Origin of the sequence: Chitinibacter fontanus, from assembly GCF_013423785.1 — a bacterium.
In the GTDB taxonomy this organism is placed as follows: Bacteria; Pseudomonadota; Gammaproteobacteria; order Burkholderiales; family Chitinibacteraceae; genus Chitinibacter; species Chitinibacter fontanus.
The window spans coordinates 1,422,410-1,441,424 of the sequence record NZ_CP058952.1 but is presented as its reverse complement, the minus strand read 5'-3'; the positions used below and the strand labels follow the sequence as shown (position 1 = coordinate 1,441,424).

Below are 19,015 nucleotides of genomic sequence, written 5' to 3'. Positions count from 1 at the left end.
GAATGTTGTTTGCAATTTTACAAATTCCGATTGTAGCTGCGATTGGCCTATAGAGGTCATGTAACCGAGGGTAATAACAGCAATGAAAGATTTTTTATTTACATCTGAGTCGGTATCCGAAGGCCATCCAGATAAAGTAGCCGACCAAATTTCCGATGCGATTTTGGATGCGATCTTGGCGCAAGACAAAACCGCGCGCGTGGCTGCCGAAACTTTGGTGAATACCGGTTTGGTGGTGTTGGCGGGTGAAATCACCACTAACGCCAATATCGACTACATCCAAATTGCTCGCGATACCATTAAGCGCATTGGCTACGACCATTCTGACATTGGTTTTGATTACAAAACGTGTGCGGTTTTGGTGGCTTATGACAAACAATCCCCAGATATCGCGCAAGGCGTGAACGAAGGCCAAGGCCTGGATCTGGATATGGGCGCGGGCGACCAAGGTTTAATGTTTGGCTATGCGTGCGATGAAACGCCGCAATTGATGCCTGCATCCATTTACTACGCACACCGCTTGGTACAACGCCAAGCTGAATTGCGCAAAGACGGCCGTCTGCCATGGTTGCGCCCGGATGCGAAATCACAAGTAACGCTGCGTTACGATGGTGAAACCGGTAAGGTCAAAGAAGTTGACACGATTGTACTGTCAACTCAACACCACCCAGACGTATCACACGCGCAATTGTCGGAAGCGGTGATCGAGCATGTGATCAAGCCGGTATTGCCTGCGGAATGGGTTACAGAAAACACCAAATTCTTGGTCAACCCAACCGGTCGTTTCGTGATTGGTGGCCCAATGGGCGATTGCGGCCTGACTGGCCGTAAGATTATCGTGGATACCTACGGTGGTGCCGCGCCACATGGCGGCGGCGCATTCTCAGGTAAAGACCCATCGAAAGTGGATCGCTCGGCAGCGTATGCAATGCGTTATGTAGCGAAAAACATCGTCGCTGCGGGTATTGCGAAGCAGTGTCTGGTGCAAGTGTCATACGCCATTGGCGTGGCGCAACCGGTATCGATCATGGTCGATACTTGGGATACTGGCGTGATTTCGAATGACGCGATCGTTGAATTGATCAAAGCGAACTTTGATCTGCGTCCGAAAGGCATTATCCAGATGCTCGATCTGCAGCGTCCGGTGTATAGCCGCACTGCAGCGTACGGCCACTTCGGTCGCGAAGAGCCGGACTTTTCGTGGGAACGTACAGATAAGGTTGAGCAGCTCAAAGCTGCTGCGGGTCTGTAATCTCGCCTTAGCTCCTACAGCCGCCTTCGGGCGGCTGTTTTTATTTCAGCAACGGATTTTGCAAACTCGCTGAAGCGATGCAGATCAAGATTGCATTTGATGAATTGTGCTGTAATCACTAACTAATTGTTGTTTTTGCAGGAGACCCACCATGTCAATTGTTACTCGTTTAGCCTCGCCACCCGAATATCGTAAGCTGGCGCAATGGTTTACCGACGCTGGCCAAGTTGCGCCGACGCTGGCCGATATGGTGCTGCTGGCCGAAGAAAATGGCGAGTTATGCGGTGCGCTACGCGTGGTGATGGCGCGCGGCCTGATTCGGCTCGATAGTGTGATCGCACGCGACGATGTCGTGCTGCAATTGCTGCTGCAGCAATCAGCGCGCTGGGTTGGGCGCGAGGCGTGTTGGTCCTTGGTATCGGAATCAGCTTTGCCGGTGTATCAGTCTGCAGGCTTTATTCAAGATGGCCTAGCGCCTGATACCCTGCAAGCCGAGGCAAGCGAGCGTGGCTTGTTAGTCGTCATGCGTCCTGTGCCGCAAGAGGCAGAGGCCACCGAAGAAATCGCCGTCGCGGCCAGTGGTGGCTCGGCCTTACCGGCGGCTTGATCTGATTTTTCTACCGTCGGTCGGTGTTTGTGTGCGGTGTTCAGCAGCCAAATCATTTTTTTTACGCTAGAATTGGCGCACACCGAGGGGCGCTGCAGCCGCCGACCTTATCCAGGTCGCGTGAGTCAGGCTCGGTGCTTATCCAATCTAACGGCGCTCACCTATCGTTAAACCCTGCCGGGTTCGATGACCGTCGCTGCAGCACAACGTCTGTTGCCGACTTAAGGTGAGCATCGACCCGGCCACATGGAGCATTATCGTGGCCGAATTTAATGACTATCACGTAGCCGATATCACCCTTGCCGCCTGGGGCCGCAAAGAGCTGAGCATTGCCGAAACTGAAATGCCGGGCCTGATGGCCGTGCGCGACCAATTTGGCGCGCAGCAGCCATTGAAAGGCGCGCGCATTGCCGGTTCGCTGCACATGACCATCCAAACGGGCGTATTGATCGAAGCGCTGAAAGCACTGGGCGCTGATGTACGTTGGGTATCGTGCAATATCTTCTCAACGCAAGATCACGCTGCAGCAGCAATCGCTGCGGCTGGCACACCAGTATTCGCTTACAAAGGCGAATCGCTGGAAGAATACTGGGAATTCACGCACCGCATTTTCGACTTTGGTAACGGCGAATACGCCAATATGATTCTGGACGACGGCGGCGATGCCACGCTGTTGCTGCATTTGGGCGCGCGCGCGGAAAGCGATCTGAGCCTGGTGGCCAACCCAACCAACGAAGAAGAAACCGTGCTGTACGCCGCGATCAAAGCGCAAATCGCGAAAGATCCAAAATGGTATTCAACGCGTTTGGCAGCCATCATCGGCGTAACCGAAGAAACCACCACGGGCGTACACCGTCTGTACCAAATGCACGAGCAAGGCAAACTGGCCTTCCCTGCGATCAACGTCAACGACTCGGTGACTAAATCCAAATTCGACAACCTGTACGGCTGCCGCGAATCTTTGGTTGACGGTATCAAGCGCGCGACTGACGTGATGATCGCCGGTAAAGTGGCGGTGGTCTTGGGCTACGGCGACGTGGGTAAAGGTTGCGCGCAATCATTGCGTGGTTTGGGTGCGACCGTTTGGGTCACTGAAATTGACCCAATCTGCGCACTGCAAGCGGCAATGGAAGGCTACCGTGTCGTTCGCATGGACGAAATCGCTGGCGAAGCTGATATTTTCGTCACGACCACTGGTAACGTCGGCGTGATCACGCACGATCACATGAAAGCGATGCGCCACAACGCGATCGTCTGCAATATCGGTCACTTCGACTCTGAAATCGAAGTAGCCAGCCTGCGCCAATACAACTGGGACAACATCAAGCCACAAGTTGACCACATTGAATTCCCAGACGGCAAACGCATCATCTTGCTGGCCGAAGGCCGCTTGGTGAACTTGGGCTGCGCAACCGGCCACCCATCATTCGTGATGTCAAACTCGTTTGCCAACCAAGTTTTGGCGCAAATCGAGTTGTTCACCAAACGTGAGCAATATCCAGTCGGCGTATATGTATTGCCAAAACATCTGGATGAAATGGTGGCCCGTCTGCACTTGCAGAAAATTGGCGCGAAGCTGACCGTACTGAGCCCAGAGCAAGCCGCCTACATCGGTGTGCCAGTCGAAGGCCCTTACAAGCCAGCGCACTACCGCTACTAAGCAACTCGCAAAAACGCCCCTTGTGGGCGTTTTTGTTTTTCAGCGTGCAATAAAGATGCCGAGTCCCTGATGAGTAATCCTACCACTTATACCCCGATTGCCTGCGCCGCCTACGATTATCTGGAAATCGCCGCCATGCACCGCGAACCGGTGCAACTTGTGCTGCACGATGGTACGCGCCTGCAGGCCGTAGCCTGCGATGTGCGGGTGCGTGAACAGATTGAGTATTTTGTCGTCGAATGTGCTGGTGCGGTGCAAGAGATCAGGCTTGATCAGTTGGTGTCGATCGAGTCGCTGGCGCAGCCCCCACGCTTTGCCCTAATTCAAATCAGTTAACGAGGATGACGATGACCACCGAAACTCGCCGTGATTTTCTCAAGGCGTCTCTAGCCAGCGGCTTTGCGCTGGCTGTGCAGCCCGTGGCCGCGACCACGCTGCAAACCGATAGCACAGGGCTAACGGCAGGCATGGTGCAGATTGGCCCGCTGCCCGCGTATCGGGCGATGCCCGCTGCGGCCACTGGCCCCTTGCCGACTGTGATTGTGATTCAGGAAATCTTTGGTGTGCACGAGCATATTCAGGATTTATGCCGCCGGCTGGCCAAGCAGGGCTATCTCGCGATCGCGCCAGAGCTCTTTTACCGTTATGGCGATGCGCGGCAGTATGCCGATGTGGATAGTCTGATTCGCGAGCTGGTGAGCAAAGTGCCTGATGCCGAAGTGCTGGCCGATCTGGATGCCGCCGCCGCTTGGGCCGCCAGCCAAGGTGGTGATCCGCAGCGCTTGGCGGTAACCGGGTATTGCTGGGGAGGCCGCATTACGTGGCTGTATGCAGCACATACCCCCAAGGTAAAAGCCGGCGTGGCTTGGTATGGCCGTTTGGTGGGGCCAACGAATCCGAATACGCCGCGCCAGCCTATTGATGTGGCCAGCCAGCTAAAAGCGCCAGTGTTGGGCCTGTATGCCGGGCAGGATAAAGGTATTTCGCTCGAGAGCGTGGCGCAAATGCAGGCGGCGCTGAAAGCACAAAAGCAATCGTTTGCCTTCCAGATTTACGATACGGCCGCGCATGGTTTTAATGCTGACTATCGGCCAAGCTACAGCCCTGCTGCGGCGCAAGATGCATGGAAAAGCATGTTGGCATGGTTTAAACGTTACGGGGTGTAAATCTTTATGGGTATATTGCGTGAGGTCTATTTAAAAGAGGCTTCTGACAATATACCCTTATGATTTAGTTGTTCTGAGTTTAAGTAGAGGCAATGTTGCTACACGCACGGCAGGCCACCTGCATAGCCAACTCATCCGCCACTTGGCGGCTGAAGTAGAAATTAAAATTGACATAATCGCCTATAGCCTATATAGTTCGCCCCTCTGTCGCGGGATGGAGCAGTTGGCAGCTCGTCGGGCTCATAACCCGAAGGTCACAGGTTCGAGTCCTGTTCCCGCAACCAGACAAATTCCTCAAAAATCGCTTCGATGTGCAACTTAGTCGCTGTGACAATGTGTGACGCAGCAAGCGGTTTTTCTCAGTAGCAATACTGATCGCCAAGTACAGACGCGGGATGGAGCAGTTGGCAGCTCGTCGGGCTCATAACCCGAAGGTCACAGGTTCGAGTCCTGTTCCCGCAACCAAAACCGCCAGTTTCCAATCATTTTCTTGTGACGTTGATGATAGAAATTGGGAATTTATTGGATGCGTCGACCAATAAATAGCAAACAGACGCGGGATGGAGCAGTTGGCAGCTCGTCGGGCTCATAACCCGAAGGTCATAGGTTCGAGTCCTATTCCCGCAACCAAAAATGAAAAAACCTAGGTTTCAAGCCTAGGTTTTTTTTCGTCTAAAATTTGCCAAAAACGTCACAAACTCGATTTGTGACGTTTTCTGTGCCAAATCTGTGACACGCACTGTGACGAAATAGGCCATTTTTGACCTTCGCCCACATGTGCCGTTTTTTATGTCGCACACCACATTTTCGTTGTTTGGACATCACCGGGAAATGCTGCTTTGGGATGTAAAAGTACTTTATTTTTTTCGGTATTTAGCCATGTTGGCTCGGATTACTTTCATTGCAGGGTTACTGTTGCACTTTCAGGGAGCTCATGGGCGCGTCAGGCAGAAGATCCCTCTGCTAGTCTACTCTGGCTAACTTTTGCGGTCTGCTTTTCACCCGCCAGCAGATTTAGAGTTACTTCGCAATTATCGGCCATTATTGAAATTTTAGTGTGAGTCTTGGAATCGCCTAGCCTACCTCGGGCCGACCATCCTGTGTGTCTTGCTTGATGAGTAAGACGCACAGGATTATACTGGGCAATAGCTAGTAAAGTGATCTTGCCTTTTGGGTAGTCGCACCATATTTGGAACAAATAGTGACAATATGGCAGTCCTGAAGAGGGACACATTATTGATTTAAATATCGATGATGCTTGCGCACATATGATTTAAGATCTTGTGCAGCTCTGCTTGGGTTATCGCTCAGCAGTGCCAGCCTGTAAGCAAGGCAATCCGTAGCAAGTACGGATAAAACGCAAATTCGGGAGACCCGATTTGAAGTAGTGCGATGGCACAATGCCAAGACTACCAGTCCCTAAGAAGGACGCCTCGCAGCAACACCGAGGAAACCGAAGTCATTGTTGAACAACCTTACTTCAGCACTTATGATTCGCAACGAACATAGTGACAGTCCCTAAGAAGGACACTCCACAACGCTTGCGTTGCATATTGGTGGAGTAATCGTGCAGTGCAGTTACGGCCTGCGCAGGAAACGACTGGTTTCACAGCGTTTCTTCGCTCTGAAAAGAGCGACTAGCTGCTTTCTAACGATTACTTTACGAGAACGAATATGCACATCTGCTATATCGACGAAGCTGGTTGCCCAGGCTATTTGCCAGCCAACAACACCGAAATTCAACCTGTTCTTATCATTGCTGGGCTTGCTTTACCAAAAGAGGCATTAGATTCGATTGGTCGGCAATTTATTAAAATTAAACAACAGTATTTGTATGGCGAGTCTAGGCCAAATTCACGCCATGAAGATGCACTCAACGAACTCAAAGGTGCAGAACTACGGCGGGCAATTCGCGAAGGGATTAAGGCTGAAGCTGATAAGGCACACAAACTAGCCCATCAACTACTGGAGACCTTGATTGCCCACGGCGCAGAACTGTATGGCCAAGTCATCATCAAAGTGACCGATGATAAGTTTAACGGCACTCGGCTCTACGCAGAGGCGATGATGCGAATCGCCAAGAATTATCACCAACTTCTAGATAAAGAATTAAGCAACGGCCTGATCGTGGCAGACTTTAGGGGATCAGAAATCAATGGCAAAGTGGCGCAGCCAATTTCTTTAGCAATGTGGGAGCAGAAAAATACATTTCCTCGCTTCGAGTTGCCACCCACTTTTGGCAATAGCAACAGCCATGTAGGCCTACAAATAGCAGATATTATTATCTCCACGTTGCTGATGCCTTTAGCCCTAGCCAAATTTTACGAACAAATTCCAGAGAGCAAACACAAGAGAAGTGATGATTTACAGCATTTCAAACGTTACCAGAAAAGACTAAAAGCACTTTGCCGTAATGGCTCGAGCCTTGTCGCAGTTCAAAGCAATTACCCCGACATTGCGATTAAATTTTTGTAAAATAAGGCAGATACTGTGCAAGCACACCTTCGAGGTGTACTAAGAGAAAGTAAATTACAAGAATTTTTGTTGCCACACATGAGTGAAATATTTCGCCGAGTGTGCACAATTGTTATCGCGGTTACAAATAGCCATAATCTGATGATTTGCGGTATTTTGGCCTCCTGGCAGATATCGACCAAACCGGATCGATCTTTTGGATTCACTGCGAGGATGGCATTTAACTCGTTAGTGATGCAGACCATTTTTCCCTGTGCACAGGTGTTACTCAAAATAACTGCTGTTGGCGACTCACTAAATTGTCAAAATTATCCTGAAGCAATGGCAGTATCGCATCGGCAATCGGCTTTAGCTGTGATGCAATATAGTGTTCGTAATCAATTTTCTGGCGGAGAGCTTCGAGTGGCTCAGGGCCTGCGCCCGTCATCACATAGCTGATCCACCCGCCGTTTTGATATTGCTGAGGGCGACCATGCTGCCGGTTGTACTCATCGGCGATTCGCGCCGCACGAACATGGGGCGGTACACTGCGCTGGTAATCGGCTATCGGCCGGCGTAGTCGCTTACGGTAAACCAGCAGGTCATCAAACTCACCCTTCAAGGTGCGCTCAACATATTCCCTGACGAAGTCCTGATAGGCTTGCTTCCTAAAAATACGCCCGTATAGTGCTTGCTGAAACTGCTGGGCTAGTGGTGTCCAATCAGTGCGTACAGTTTCCAGCCCCTTGTAGACTACTTCATCCGTGCCGTCGGGGCGCATCGTGAGACCTGCGTAGCGCTTTTTGCTACCCTCTTCGGTACCACGGATGGTGGGCATAAAGAAACGACAATAATGTTTCTCGAATTGCAGTTCGAGCACGCTTTTTAAGCCATATTGCGAATGCAGATGCTGTTGCCACCATTGGTTGATGTGGTTCGCTAGTTGGTGGCCAATGTCTGCTGCCTGCGCCTCTGAATGGGTATGTTTTAGCCAGACGAAAGTCGAATCGGTGTCGCCGTAAATCACGGTATATCCTTGCTGCTCGATCAACTCACGAGTTTTGTGCATGATTTCATGCCCACGCATCGTAATCGACGAAGCAAGGCGTGGGTCGAAGAAACGACAGCCGCTAGACCCAAGAACGCCATAGAACGAGTTCATGATGATTTTCAGTGCCTGCGACAGCGGCGCATTGGATTCGCGTTTTGCGTCTTCCCGCTCTTGCGATATTTGGCGAACAATCGCAGGCAAACAGTGCTTGGTACGCGAGAATCGGGCTCCCACAAAACCAGGCACCGACAACTCATCTTCAGGGTGCTGCATGCCTTCGATCAGGCCCACAGGGTCAATCAGAAAACTGCGGATAATCGAGGGGTACAGGCTCTTATAGTCGAGCACGAGTACCGAATCATAAAGCCCTGGCTGAGAATTCATCACAAAGCCACCTGGGCTCGGTTCGCCGTGAATATCGCCCAAATTCGGGGCCACATAACCTAAGCGATGCATCAATGGCAGATAGCGATGGGTAAATGCCGCGACTGAACCACCACTGCGATCAATCGGTAAGCCAGTGACTGTCGCGCGTTCAAGCAGAAAGGAGATCAGTTCCGTTTTGGCAAAAATGCGCATAACCAGTTCGCAGTCTTTGAGATTGTATTTGGCAAGCTCGGGTTTATCTTCATCGAAACGGCGTTGGATTTCATCCATCCGCTGATAAGGATTGTCACTGGCCTTGCCTTCACCAAGCAGAGTTTGGGATACGTATTCCAGGCTAAACGATGGAAAACTCCAGGTGGCGGATTTCAGCGCTTCGATGCCATCAATAATCAGTCTGCCTGCCACACTGGCAAAGAAATGGTATTGCTGGGGATGTTTTCTCCACTCCATGACACTGCCATCCCGTCCGAGACTCAGTGGTATGCGGTATTGCTCGGAGTGTTGCTGCAGAATGCGCAGATCAAACTGCACCAGATTCCAGCCGATAATGGCGTCTGGATCATAGGTCGCAATCCAGCGATTTAATTGCTCCAGCAATTTCGGGCGGCTTTCACAGTAGGTGAGCGTGAAATCAAGCGCCTGATCCTTCCCGTTTTGCGGCCCAAGCATATACACCTGCCGTTGACCACAGCCTTCTAGCGCAATTGAATACAACTCGCCTCGCGCACTGGTTTCAATATCAAGGGACACTAAGCGTAGCTGGGGACGATAGCCAGACTCAGGTTTGAGTTCGCTATTGATAACGGCAATTTCACCGTCTGGGTGATCATGAAACCAGACCGGCCCAGTGATAAAACGCTCCATCAAGTAGCGATCAGGCGGAAAAATATCCGCTTCATAGACGTCGATGCCAGCTTGGCGCAATTGCCGCTCGAGCTTGCCCAGATGCTTGTATTGATGGGTATACAGGCCAAGTACAGCTCGATGGTGGAAATCAGATATCGCTAGTGGGCGCAGCTCCGTACGTCTCATTTCACTGTGCTTTTGGCTACTTAAAATGCCTTCTGCCTGCTCGCGTTGGCTGGCAGGAATGAAGGCTGTTGAGCGCTGATGGCTTAAGCGCACATGGCGTGGCCCACGATCGGTTGCTATCCAAAAATCAAGCTCGGTCCCTGTCGCAGTATCGCGCCATTGGCGAGTGAGAAGAAATCCCTTTTGAAGCATGCTCTGGGATGCGGCCTTGTTTCAATTACCGAGATAGTTACTTAGTTCTTGTGATCTTCGTCTGTGGGTACGTAGACAAGCAACTCTCCCACCTCACACCCGAAATATGCGCACAGCTTATCAATATTATCAGTGACCGTGCTGTAGCCTTTTTGTCCCGCAATTTTCGATAAGGTCATCCGGTTTATTCCGCAAGACTCGGCGACTTCTACTAATGTTATGCGGCGATTTTCTTGGAATTCTTTCTCTGCCATGAGCTCTTTAACTCGGAATCTGAGCATATAAATCACCAAATGATCAAAAATATTATCAAAAGATACTTGAATTACTCTTTTTAATGATGTACATTTTGATCGTATGCTAACAATTATTAGCATACGATCAAAATAGAGATCAAAGGAGTATCTCATGTCACATACCTATCTTACTACTGAGCAGCTCGCAGAGCGAATTCAATATAACGCCCGCACAATTCGCAACCAGTTGGTTGATACGTGCTTGATTGAGGGGCGGCATTATGTCCGACCATTTGGCCGGCGAAAAATGTTGTTCATTTGGGAAATGATTGAGCGCGATATGTTGGACGGTGCAACAGATTCCATTGCAATGCCAACAGCTGATGCCCTAGGAGAATAACCATGGGCCAAATTAGGACACGTAAAGAAACGGGTACGCTCTATTTTGATTTTGTTTACAAAGGTACACGTTGCCGTGAACAAACCAATTTGTTGCCGAGCACAAACAACCTCAAGAAGCTGCAAAAAACACTTGAGCGGATTGAGTTAGATATCGCAATGGGGCGCTTTGAATACGATAAGTTCTTCCCCAACAGCAGGCTCGTGGCCAAATTTGCTCCGGAGCGTACGAATACCCCAAAGCAACCCCCAGCTATCGAAGTCAAAGAGTCTGGTGCTGATGGGGTGAAAGGGCCTTTCTTTAATTCATTTATTTTGGAATGGTTGCAGGAAAGCCAAATCAGTTGGCGTCGATCACACTTGCTGAATATCCACGGCATGATTGATAAGTACTACATCCCTGCATTTGGTCATATTCGGGTCGGCGCTATCACTCGCGCTGATTTGCTCAAATTCCGGTCATCACTCGCCAAAGTATCCGGCCGGAATGGGAACGTTACTCTATCTGCTAACCGTATCAACAAGATCATGGATCCGTTGCGTAGGGTGTTTGAGGAAGCCGCCGACCGTTATGACTTTACCACGCCTTTTGTTCGGATCAAACCGCTCAAAGTACCTCGGTCAGATGTACAGCCATTTACCCTCACAGAGGTTCGGCTAATTATTGATTCTGTGCGACCTGACTTTAAGAACTACTACACAGTCCGCTTTTTCAGTGGCATGCGCACGGGTGAGATCGATGGTCTGAAGTGGAAATACGTCGATTTCGAGCGTCGCATGATTATGGTGCGTGAAACGATTGTGGCTGGAGAAGAGGATTACACCAAAACCGATTCGTCCCAACGTGATATCGCAATGTGTGGTCCAGTCTTTGATGCGTTGGAAAATCAATATCGCGCAACAGGGGCAATGTCGGAATACGTGTTCTGCAATTTGCAGGGCTTGCCCGTTGATCACAACAACATCACCAAGCGAGTTTGGTATCCCTTACTTGCCCATCTTGGCCTTGAGAAACGACGCCCCTATCAATCCCGCCATACCGCAGCGACTTTATGGTTGGCTGCGGGTGAAGCGCCGGAATGGATTGCACGCCAGATGGGACATGCCAACACTGAAATGCTGTTCAAGGTGTATTCACGCTATGTCCCCAATCTCACCCGCCGTGATGGCTCTGCATTTGAACGACTGCTCTTAGCTAATTCAAACAGAGATTCTATGGGGGATAGCGTATGAACTCATCACCCTATTTTGTTGTTCAAGGGCATTTGAAAGAAAAGCCTGATTATTGTGCTCGTAGCCAACCGCTAATACTAAATCCGCAGGAGACTGTTGCCATGAATAAGCCAACGAAAGATGTATCACAACGATTATTGGGTCTCCTGAGTATGGATGCCGAACCGCCTGAGATGCTTGATCTTGAGTTTCCACCTGATGACTACCATGACGAAATGGTGGAATTCATGGATGCTTGGTTACCGGATGGCCAGTTCATTCAAACGCCACCTGCATGGTATGCATCCTTGCAAGGATTCTTGTCGCAAAGTAATCCGAATTTACCGATGAAGACGAGGATTTTTCATTTAGCGGCCGAACCTGAATCTGAGCAATTGTGTGCATGCCGATGGTTGTCTTATCAATACTATAAATACTTCATCGTCATTGATTCATTTCTTGATCTACATGAGTGGTCTGATATCGCCCCAGATGATGTTGCTCGGGCTAGAAGAGGGCGAACCTTGGCATTTATTCGCCATCTTGATCTGTCAGAGGTTACTTACCAAGATCTCGTCGCTGATCCCTATATCGATATCATCATTCCACGACCAAAGTTGCCTGCAAATTGGCAAGGCCAAGTACTACAACTTCAGCACTATCCGTTACCGACCAACATTCCCCATTCGGTCCAACTGACCGATGTCACGCAGCTGCAACTACAGATCGCCTCATTAGCCGCACCCCAGCAGGACATGCTTCGACCGTTAATTGAACCCAAGCCCTTAATACCGGCAACCGAAGCGGTCTATCTACGCGTGCAGCAATGGTCGACTCAGTTAGGGGAGGGGAGTCATCTGCGGCATGTCCTCGATACGGTGCAAGAACAAACCAAACTTCGTGCACTGGGTGGTAAAGCACTGGGCTTTCGGCCGTTACTGCTAACCGGAGAGCCTGGTAATGCCAAAAGTTGGCTCGCCAGCCAAATTGCCGCCGTGCTGGGATTACCAAAATACAAGATCGACTTCGCGGGCAACGGTGATCGGATGTTGTTAGTTGGCTCTTCTCGTAATTGGCACAATGCCGCTCCCGGCCGTATCGCCCAATTCTTGGCGGAATCTCCCGTAGCAAACCCGCTGATCGTCATTGAAGAAGTGGATAAAGCCCTCGCAGGACAAGACCATGGTTTGCAAGATTTATTGTTGATGCTGCTTGAACCTGAAAACAGCAAAGAATTCCAAGACAATTTCATCTTGCCCAGTTTGGATCTGTCGCATGCTAGCTTTATTTTGACGGCCAATGATCCGAGTTGTCTGAGCTTGCCGTTACTGAGTCGACTACAGCAAATCGAAATACGACGCCCTAATCAAGCCATGATGCTGCAACTGCTACAGGAAATGTATCAACGGATACTAAAAGAAATGGGAGTCCAAGCTTACTTCACACCAGAGCTCCCTGTAGAGTTGGCGATGCAGCTCGTTAGTCGTTCGACCAGTATCCGTGCTTTGCGCTTTAATGTGCAAACCGCCATTGAAGCAGCAGTGAAGGAGCCAGAGCTGTCGGAGCTATTGGCTCACCAACACTCGTTGATGCCAAAACTGCCACCACTAAAAAACACGCATGGACCAAAACCACCTTTAGGATTTTTGCCTTAAGGTTAGTAGGCAAATCGACAACAAAAGCCCAGCAACATGCTGGGCATTTGCGTAATGGCTAAGAGTAAAAAGATCGCAGAGTATTGGAAACAGCAACGAGGTTGGACTGGTTTTGTTCGCTTTGCGGTCGCCCATAAAAATGGAGAGAACAGCAGCTATTCGGCCTTAGCAGACACCTGGCGACGAAACTAGGGTCGATTCAGTATTCTCTTCGGCTATCGCCCCCGCAATGGCAGCAGCGGAAATGCCGAGGGTGCTGGATACAACGAAAATGTCATTTTTTCGTGCTGTGATATAGCCTAAAGCTGCGTCACTGTAGATTTCATTGCTTGCACTAGTTAGATAGCTTACTGTTGCCATGATGTTTCCTAGTAGGTAAATGATTAATGACCGTTGCACATACGTAAAAACCACTGCTGCTCAATTTGGCGGTAGACGCACTCGAAGTCTTTCCAGTAATCGGGAAAGCGATTGAGTGAAGGGAAAATGCGCTCCCGATAAGAATATTTGCCATTGCTATATATCGGCCCCAACAATTCGCCATCCTCGATGCGCGGCACCTCGGGAATAAAATAGAGGTCTTTCCAAACAGCAACGTAGCGAGAGTTGTACGAGTAATAACGGTGGACTGGTGCAAGTTGAATCTTTAGAGCCCCATACTTATATAAAAGGGAAAAATCCTTAGCTGTAGTCAAAAGCGCATCGATTTTTTTCGCAGTTTCTACAGAGTAGGGATTGGGTAGCCATATTGGTGTTTCGTAGTCAATACTCTCAACCCCTGCCTGCTTATATAAAGCGGGGGTATTTCCTTCCTTGAACCAAAGCGACGTGTCCTTGTTTGCTGAGCGCTCATACGCTCGATAGCGCCGAATCAGTTCTTCAAATTCTGCGCGATGAGCCTGAAAGTGGGCAATAAGTTCTTCGTCTTTAGGTAGCGGATTTCTTTGCCATAAGAAGTAAGTAACCGCAATCAATATCAACATGCACAGCCAAGCATTTTTTTTGCGCAGCGGTCTTATTAACGAGGAAAGATTCATTTTTTTATCCATAAGCATATAAATTCAAGAGACATTAAAAAAATAACTAGCTACATTGGCAGCCTCGGCAAAAAAAACTAATTTGACATGCTGATAATTTTTCTATGGAATTAATAAATGTATCTAACAGTATTAAACTCTCAGGAAGAGAGGGCAACCAAAAATTGGCGCAGCACATCGAACAAAATCCTTAATAATGTCATTAAGTTTTTTACCCTCAACGATCTCGTCAACACCTGTGCTATTAAAAATGGAAGTGTGATCTATTAAATATTCCGTTTGATCTTCTTGACGTAAAATATTTTATGAGCGCCATTAAGTGGATTATCCGTTATGGCTAGAAATAACGTTCATGAAAATCCACTACCCGTGTTTAGTTTTTGATCGACAACCTCCCATTGCTCTGAAAACTCAACCGCAACTATTTGAGAAAACCTACTAGAATGGAGATTGCCATCAATGAGTGCCTCTATAAATTTTTGCCAGACTTGATATCTAAACCATTATTTTCAACAAGAAAGGCTTATGCAGCTATTTGTAGGTTTGCGAATTTCAATAACGTAGCAGGTTCATAAACATAAGTCATTTTCAATTTCTCTCCGTCAATTATTGAGCAGGCTTAAGTACTTTCTCGACAAAATTTCGTGTTTGATAAATATCTGGATATGCTGGGCAAGCATTACGAGTAGCCAGCAGCCAAGGAGACCGACCACCAGAGATATTGCCTTGATCAATATCAATCATGTAGCCGATTCGTTCAGCGACAACTACATTGGTTTGTAAATCAATCACACGCAAAGAACTGCCCGCAATCCATAATTCGCGATCTTCCCGCGTTGAAATGTCGTCATACGTGATGCCATAACGCGGCACAGGCTCATTAGGTGCAATTGTTTTCGTCAAAGTAAATTCGCGTACCCATTCACCATATTTTTTATCTCGCAGCCATGGTTGATCAATATAGCCAGTGTAGCGATAGGTCACGCCGTTCTTAGGATCGACAGTATCAATATAATTGAAACCACCATGTATTGATTTATTATCGATTTGTCCATTATTACTTCGACCATACAAAAACGACTCTAAGTAACCGTCACCACCAAGATCTCTTCCATAAGGGTCGCTGAGCAAAAATTGTTCGCTAAAATTAATTTCATCTGGCCTAACCTTGATCAATAACAAACCGTCCACATTATCAATGGTCTGGTAAATTTTCTCTCCCGAAATCTTGCAGCGCTGTTGATATAAAGCCCATGCTTTCTGCTTTCTCTGTAAATCATGTTTTTTAGATTTATCAGTGCAACTGGTCTGTAAAAGCGAAAAACTAATGCCCAAGAGAAAAAGCAGATTACGCAAGATGATAATATTGGAAAATCTTAAATGCGGATTTAATGGTTCGATCACAATGACCTCGCTTTTTACATTTAAATTAAATTTGATTTTTTTGCAGCACAACATCGATACCAAATAACTAAACATTATAGCGAACAGAAAATTTACTCGCATTAACTTCAAAAATTTCATCGCCCATTAATTGAGACAAATGCTTTGAAACAACATTAGTTGAGCGTACCGCACCTGAAACTAATCCAACACCAAGTTGCAATACCCGTTGTGCCAGCATGTATTGCTCAATAAATTCTGGTGCTAATAGCATGGGTACTCCTGCAGCTAGCGTTTCAGTAACCAAGCCATGGCCGCCCTCATTTACTACTAAATCTGCATTCACCAGCAAGGCTGACAAATCAATCGGACGTGTCTGAATCTGGCAATGGGGTCGAGTCCAAGCTTGAGCATCCTGCGGCGTAAATCCGGGAATAATGCAAATGATCGTGCAATCGTTTCGCTGAATTAAGGCTGCCAAAATGCGGGAAAGTCCGTTTGTTCGCGCCGATTGAAATCTCCCCCAGTTGCCGAGATTTAATTGACCCAAGCACACGTTTTGGAATCCATTAACCTCAGAGCTAAACTAATTGTGACTCCTCTTCATATATTACGTAAAAGTAAGTAGGTAATTTATTCGCGGCTACGCATGAGTGGCCGCTAAGGCCGATCAGCAATTGCATCTGGCAAAAATAATTAAGGCCGCCACCTGATGGTTTTCGGCCTTTCGTATTTCAGCCTTGGACATCGACAGATCGGCCAAAGCGGTCGCCCATGTCATTTTGGGACGACATCTCACAACTTACTTTTGCGTCAGTAACGTAGTGAGCCGACAATGAGCCGTCAGCTGACGGTAGTCGGCCAGAAGCGGTCACTCCTGCATGGTGATTTAGGCTCAATCTTGCGTCAACAAGGCCCACCATTGCAGACCCTCACTACCTCCGCACCTCGGCCTTGGCGGACATATAACGTCTAGTTAACTCAGGGTGATTCAATGCTGCTGGCGTCAGAATTTATTGAGCAATACATGATTGCGTGGCAGGTATTACTGCTAGGTGCAGGGCTGGTTTTAGCTGCTGCGTGACAACTTAGTAAGGACATCAATATGATTGCCTTGCTGTGCCTGATTTTTTTAGTAGGCTATTTCTGGCTCATCTTCAAACTAACGCGGTGGTTTTACCGCTCAGCATGTAATAAAGGAATACCGTCCAGCTTGGCGCGGCTACTTGGCGGGCTCGTTGCTGTTGCTGGTTTAGCGGTGGTGTTTTGGGATGCCATTCCGACTTGGTATACTCATTACCATTTGTGTGAGACCGAAGCTGGGTTGAAGGTATATCAGACACCGGACGAATGGATGAAAGAAAATCCTGAGCAATTTACACAGGTTAGGGCGGCAGCGGGTAGAGAATTTAAAGATGCCATTAGAAGTCGTGACCGCACAGCAACTGAAGAAATTTCTCGGACAGAGTTAACAAAAGATTTCGTTTATGAAGACCGGCGTTATTTGACGTGGAATTACGCCTTTCACACAAGACGCTTCAACGAGCGAATAGTGTACAAGCCAACAGGGAAAATACTATTTGAGAATACTGATTTTTTTAGTGCGTCTGGTTCGGGCTCACTGGCTAATGGTGCTAATAGTTTAGCCGACTATAAATTTTGGAATGTAACGGGTAGTTGTGAGCGAGCCTACACGGGTATGTCAGAAAAATTCAAGTTCCGTGGTTTGACATTTAACGATTTCGATAAAGTTATTGAGGGGTGGAACAAAAAATGACCAATTTGGCATATATGTCGAAAGTTATGATGGCTAATTAAGTTCCCTCTTCAATTCAATCAATTGAAATACGACCTAAGACTTCTCACAACTAACGGGCTCTGTATAAACTCAAGCCCATTTGAATCTCGCATAACCCAGCCAGCAGGAAAATCGTTATTAAGATAATCGCCAGCCAATACGACACCAGAAAAAACATGGGCTCTATCTTTATCTTTTGCCACACGTGACAAAATGAATCCTTGTTTACTACTTCCAACAGCCTTTAAGAAATCACTAAATCTACAGGAATCTCCAAGTCCGACCTTCACCCTTACAAGTTCGAATTGATTTTTAATGTTTTCGTCACTAGAAAAAATTAAATCTACATCGCCTAAATTAAAAACCAATACATCAAATCCTCCTCGGGGCCTCGAATTGCAATACGCATAGTAATCACCAACATAGCGACTGACACCAAACGGCACGGAATCCTTTCTGTAAACATTGATAGATTTTATGCTAGCCACCAGTAGCGTATCTGCTTTTTTTATCTGATCCACAAACTTTCTAGGCGGAACATAATCAGAACGAGCAAAAGAAAAATCATTCAAGAACAACAATAAAGAAAAAACGCTACCAACAACTAAAAATGAAACTGTATTTTTCATATAATCAACGCTCCCGAACACTCTCACTTACATGCGCCATCAATGGCGATAAGAAATATTCAACAATCCGTCTCTGCCCTGTTTTCACTTCCACGCTCACCGCCATGCCCGGTGCAAGTGAGACCCACTTGCCTTCGATATTCATTTTGCTTTGCTTGAGTTTGACTTTGGCCTGATACTGTTGTCGCCGACCGAAAATTGACCCACTTTAGCTAGTTGTGCCGACCCAAACCAGAGTCTAGATGTGTGCTTGTTTCGAAATTTCTTCACCTGACTGCAATTGCTTTCCGCAGAACGGGCAGCAAATTACTACTTGGTCGAACCCGCCTAGACCTTTTCGGCCAAAGCAGCCAGTCATGTGTTCCTGTACCTACAGCATTCAACTTACTTTTGCGTCAGCTTCTAACTAAGCCGACAATTACATGATAGCTGATGGTGGCAGGCCATAAGCCGCGAGTCAGTTGGACGACATATTCTTTCAATTGGAGGTTCCATGAAAATCATTAAGTCAATAGCTCTACTTACAGCCCTTTTTGTTTCGTCGCTTTCGTTTGCAGGAGCGACCATCATTACAACGAAGACAGAAGGGAAAATTGGCTCTGTAATTACATTTCCTTCTGGGTCACCTATAAGCATTACGGCTGATAATATGGTTGTTGATAAAGAGACGCATACGACCCAAGCGACAGGCAGCGTTAAGGCTCAGGTTAAAACCCAAAGTGGCGAGCTGATTTTAATCACAGCGGATGACATTAAAGTAGAAGAACAAAAGTAAGCACTACAGGAAATACTTCCGACCCAAAGCACTTTAGACTGCCTTGGGTCGACCACTGCCTCTCAGCCTGCGGCTGCTCGGGCATACTTT

The 19,015-nt window shown here is 47.9% G+C and carries 19 protein-coding genes, 3 tRNA genes and 1 riboswitch; of the genes, 14 read left to right on the top strand and 8 right to left on the bottom strand.

Annotated elements, in window-relative coordinates; all coding sequences use genetic code 11:
• Positions 1-82 precede the first annotated feature (82 nt).
• From metK to HZU75_RS06610, 9 genes are all read left to right on the top strand, one after another.
• On the top strand, positions 83-1,252 hold the full coding sequence (gene metK / locus HZU75_RS06650) for a methionine adenosyltransferase (RefSeq protein ID WP_180308360.1): 1,170 nt from the start codon (positions 83-85) through the stop codon (positions 1,250-1,252).
• Positions 1,253-1,403: 151 nt separating this feature from the next.
• Entirely contained in the window at positions 1,404-1,859 is a 456-nt protein-coding gene (locus tag HZU75_RS06645; protein ID WP_180308359.1) for a hypothetical protein, read from the top strand.
• Positions 1,860-1,937: 78 nt separating this feature from the next.
• A riboswitch (S-adenosyl-L-homocysteine riboswitch) is annotated at positions 1,938-2,025 on the top strand.
• A 93-nt stretch (positions 2,026-2,118) separates the two neighbouring features.
• Positions 2,119-3,519 carry an adenosylhomocysteinase gene (ahcY, locus tag HZU75_RS06640; protein WP_265575740.1) on the top strand — a complete coding sequence of 467 codons (1,401 nt, stop codon included), beginning with the start codon at positions 2,119-2,121 and terminating at the stop codon, positions 3,517-3,519.
• 69 nt (positions 3,520-3,588) lie between these two features.
• On the top strand, positions 3,589-3,855 hold the full coding sequence (locus HZU75_RS06635; RefSeq protein ID WP_180308358.1) for a Rho-binding antiterminator: 267 nt from the start codon (positions 3,589-3,591) through the stop codon (positions 3,853-3,855).
• 11 nt (positions 3,856-3,866) lie between these two features.
• A complete protein-coding gene (locus HZU75_RS06630) occupies positions 3,867-4,685 on the top strand; it encodes a dienelactone hydrolase family protein (RefSeq protein WP_228028218.1) in 819 nt (272 codons plus the stop codon).
• Between the two features lie 208 nt (positions 4,686-4,893).
• A tRNA-Met gene (locus tag HZU75_RS06625) sits at positions 4,894-4,969 on the top strand.
• A 105-nt stretch (positions 4,970-5,074) separates the two neighbouring features.
• A tRNA-Met gene (locus tag HZU75_RS06620) sits at positions 5,075-5,150 on the top strand.
• Positions 5,151-5,239: 89 nt separating this feature from the next.
• Positions 5,240-5,315, top strand: a tRNA-Met gene (locus tag HZU75_RS06615).
• 1,044 nt (positions 5,316-6,359) lie between these two features.
• Positions 6,360-7,160: a DUF3800 domain-containing protein gene (locus HZU75_RS06610; protein ID WP_228028217.1), complete on the top strand. Its 801-nt coding sequence runs from the start codon at positions 6,360-6,362 to the stop codon at positions 7,158-7,160.
• A 268-nt stretch (positions 7,161-7,428) separates the two neighbouring features.
• On the opposite strand, the gene HZU75_RS06605 is transcribed toward HZU75_RS06610, so the two are convergent.
• Together HZU75_RS06605 and HZU75_RS17735 are read right to left on the bottom strand one after the other, a co-directional pair.
• Positions 7,429-9,801 (bottom strand): DNA polymerase II, encoded by a 2,373-nt coding sequence (locus HZU75_RS06605; RefSeq protein WP_180308355.1) that lies wholly within the window; start codon positions 9,799-9,801, stop codon positions 7,429-7,431.
• 41 nt (positions 9,802-9,842) lie between these two features.
• Complete coding sequence (locus tag HZU75_RS17735) at positions 9,843-10,055, bottom strand: helix-turn-helix domain-containing protein (protein ID WP_228028216.1); 213 nt, start codon at positions 10,053-10,055, stop codon at positions 9,843-9,845.
• 154 nt (positions 10,056-10,209) lie between these two features.
• Between HZU75_RS17735 and HZU75_RS06595 the strand changes: the two genes are divergently transcribed.
• From HZU75_RS06595 to HZU75_RS06585, 3 genes are all read left to right on the top strand, one after another.
• Positions 10,210-10,437 (top strand): hypothetical protein, encoded by a 228-nt coding sequence (locus HZU75_RS06595; RefSeq protein WP_180308354.1) that lies wholly within the window; start codon positions 10,210-10,212, stop codon positions 10,435-10,437.
• A 2-nt stretch (positions 10,438-10,439) separates the two neighbouring features.
• Positions 10,440-11,669: an Arm DNA-binding domain-containing protein gene (locus HZU75_RS06590; protein ID WP_180308353.1), complete on the top strand. Its 1,230-nt coding sequence runs from the start codon at positions 10,440-10,442 to the stop codon at positions 11,667-11,669.
• A gap of 101 nt (positions 11,670-11,770) precedes the next feature.
• The gene (locus tag HZU75_RS06585; protein ID WP_180308352.1) at positions 11,771-13,303 is read left to right on the top strand and encodes an AAA family ATPase; all 1,533 of its coding nucleotides are present in this window, start codon (positions 11,771-11,773) and stop codon (positions 13,301-13,303) included.
• A gap of 165 nt (positions 13,304-13,468) precedes the next feature.
• Here the strand turns inward: HZU75_RS06585 and HZU75_RS06580 are convergent, their stop codons facing one another.
• From HZU75_RS06580 to HZU75_RS06565, 4 genes are all read right to left on the bottom strand, one after another.
• Positions 13,469-13,663 carry a hypothetical protein gene (locus HZU75_RS06580; RefSeq protein WP_180308351.1) on the bottom strand — a complete coding sequence of 65 codons (195 nt, stop codon included), beginning with the start codon at positions 13,661-13,663 and terminating at the stop codon, positions 13,469-13,471.
• Between the two features lie 23 nt (positions 13,664-13,686).
• Entirely contained in the window at positions 13,687-14,340 is a 654-nt protein-coding gene (locus HZU75_RS06575) for a hypothetical protein (RefSeq protein WP_180308350.1), read from the bottom strand.
• Positions 14,341-14,946: 606 nt separating this feature from the next.
• Complete coding sequence (locus HZU75_RS06570) at positions 14,947-15,744, bottom strand: hypothetical protein (protein WP_180308349.1); 798 nt, start codon at positions 15,742-15,744, stop codon at positions 14,947-14,949.
• A 67-nt stretch (positions 15,745-15,811) separates the two neighbouring features.
• The gene (locus tag HZU75_RS06565) at positions 15,812-16,273 is read right to left on the bottom strand and encodes a glycosyltransferase (RefSeq protein WP_180308348.1); all 462 of its coding nucleotides are present in this window, start codon (positions 16,271-16,273) and stop codon (positions 15,812-15,814) included.
• Between the two features lie 555 nt (positions 16,274-16,828).
• Between HZU75_RS06565 and HZU75_RS06560 the strand changes: the two genes are divergently transcribed.
• The gene (locus HZU75_RS06560) at positions 16,829-17,500 is read left to right on the top strand and encodes a hypothetical protein (RefSeq protein ID WP_180308347.1); all 672 of its coding nucleotides are present in this window, start codon (positions 16,829-16,831) and stop codon (positions 17,498-17,500) included.
• Between the two features lie 59 nt (positions 17,501-17,559).
• Here the strand turns inward: HZU75_RS06560 and HZU75_RS06555 are convergent, their stop codons facing one another.
• Together HZU75_RS06555 and HZU75_RS06550 are read right to left on the bottom strand one after the other, a co-directional pair.
• Positions 17,560-18,150 carry a hypothetical protein gene (locus HZU75_RS06555; RefSeq protein WP_180308346.1) on the bottom strand — a complete coding sequence of 197 codons (591 nt, stop codon included), beginning with the start codon at positions 18,148-18,150 and terminating at the stop codon, positions 17,560-17,562.
• A gap of 4 nt (positions 18,151-18,154) precedes the next feature.
• A complete protein-coding gene (locus HZU75_RS06550; RefSeq protein WP_180308345.1) occupies positions 18,155-18,295 on the bottom strand; it encodes a hypothetical protein in 141 nt (46 codons plus the stop codon).
• Between the two features lie 348 nt (positions 18,296-18,643).
• Between HZU75_RS06550 and HZU75_RS06545 the strand changes: the two genes are divergently transcribed.
• Entirely contained in the window at positions 18,644-18,925 is a 282-nt protein-coding gene (locus HZU75_RS06545; protein WP_180308344.1) for a hypothetical protein, read from the top strand.
• Positions 18,926-19,015 lie beyond the last annotated feature (90 nt).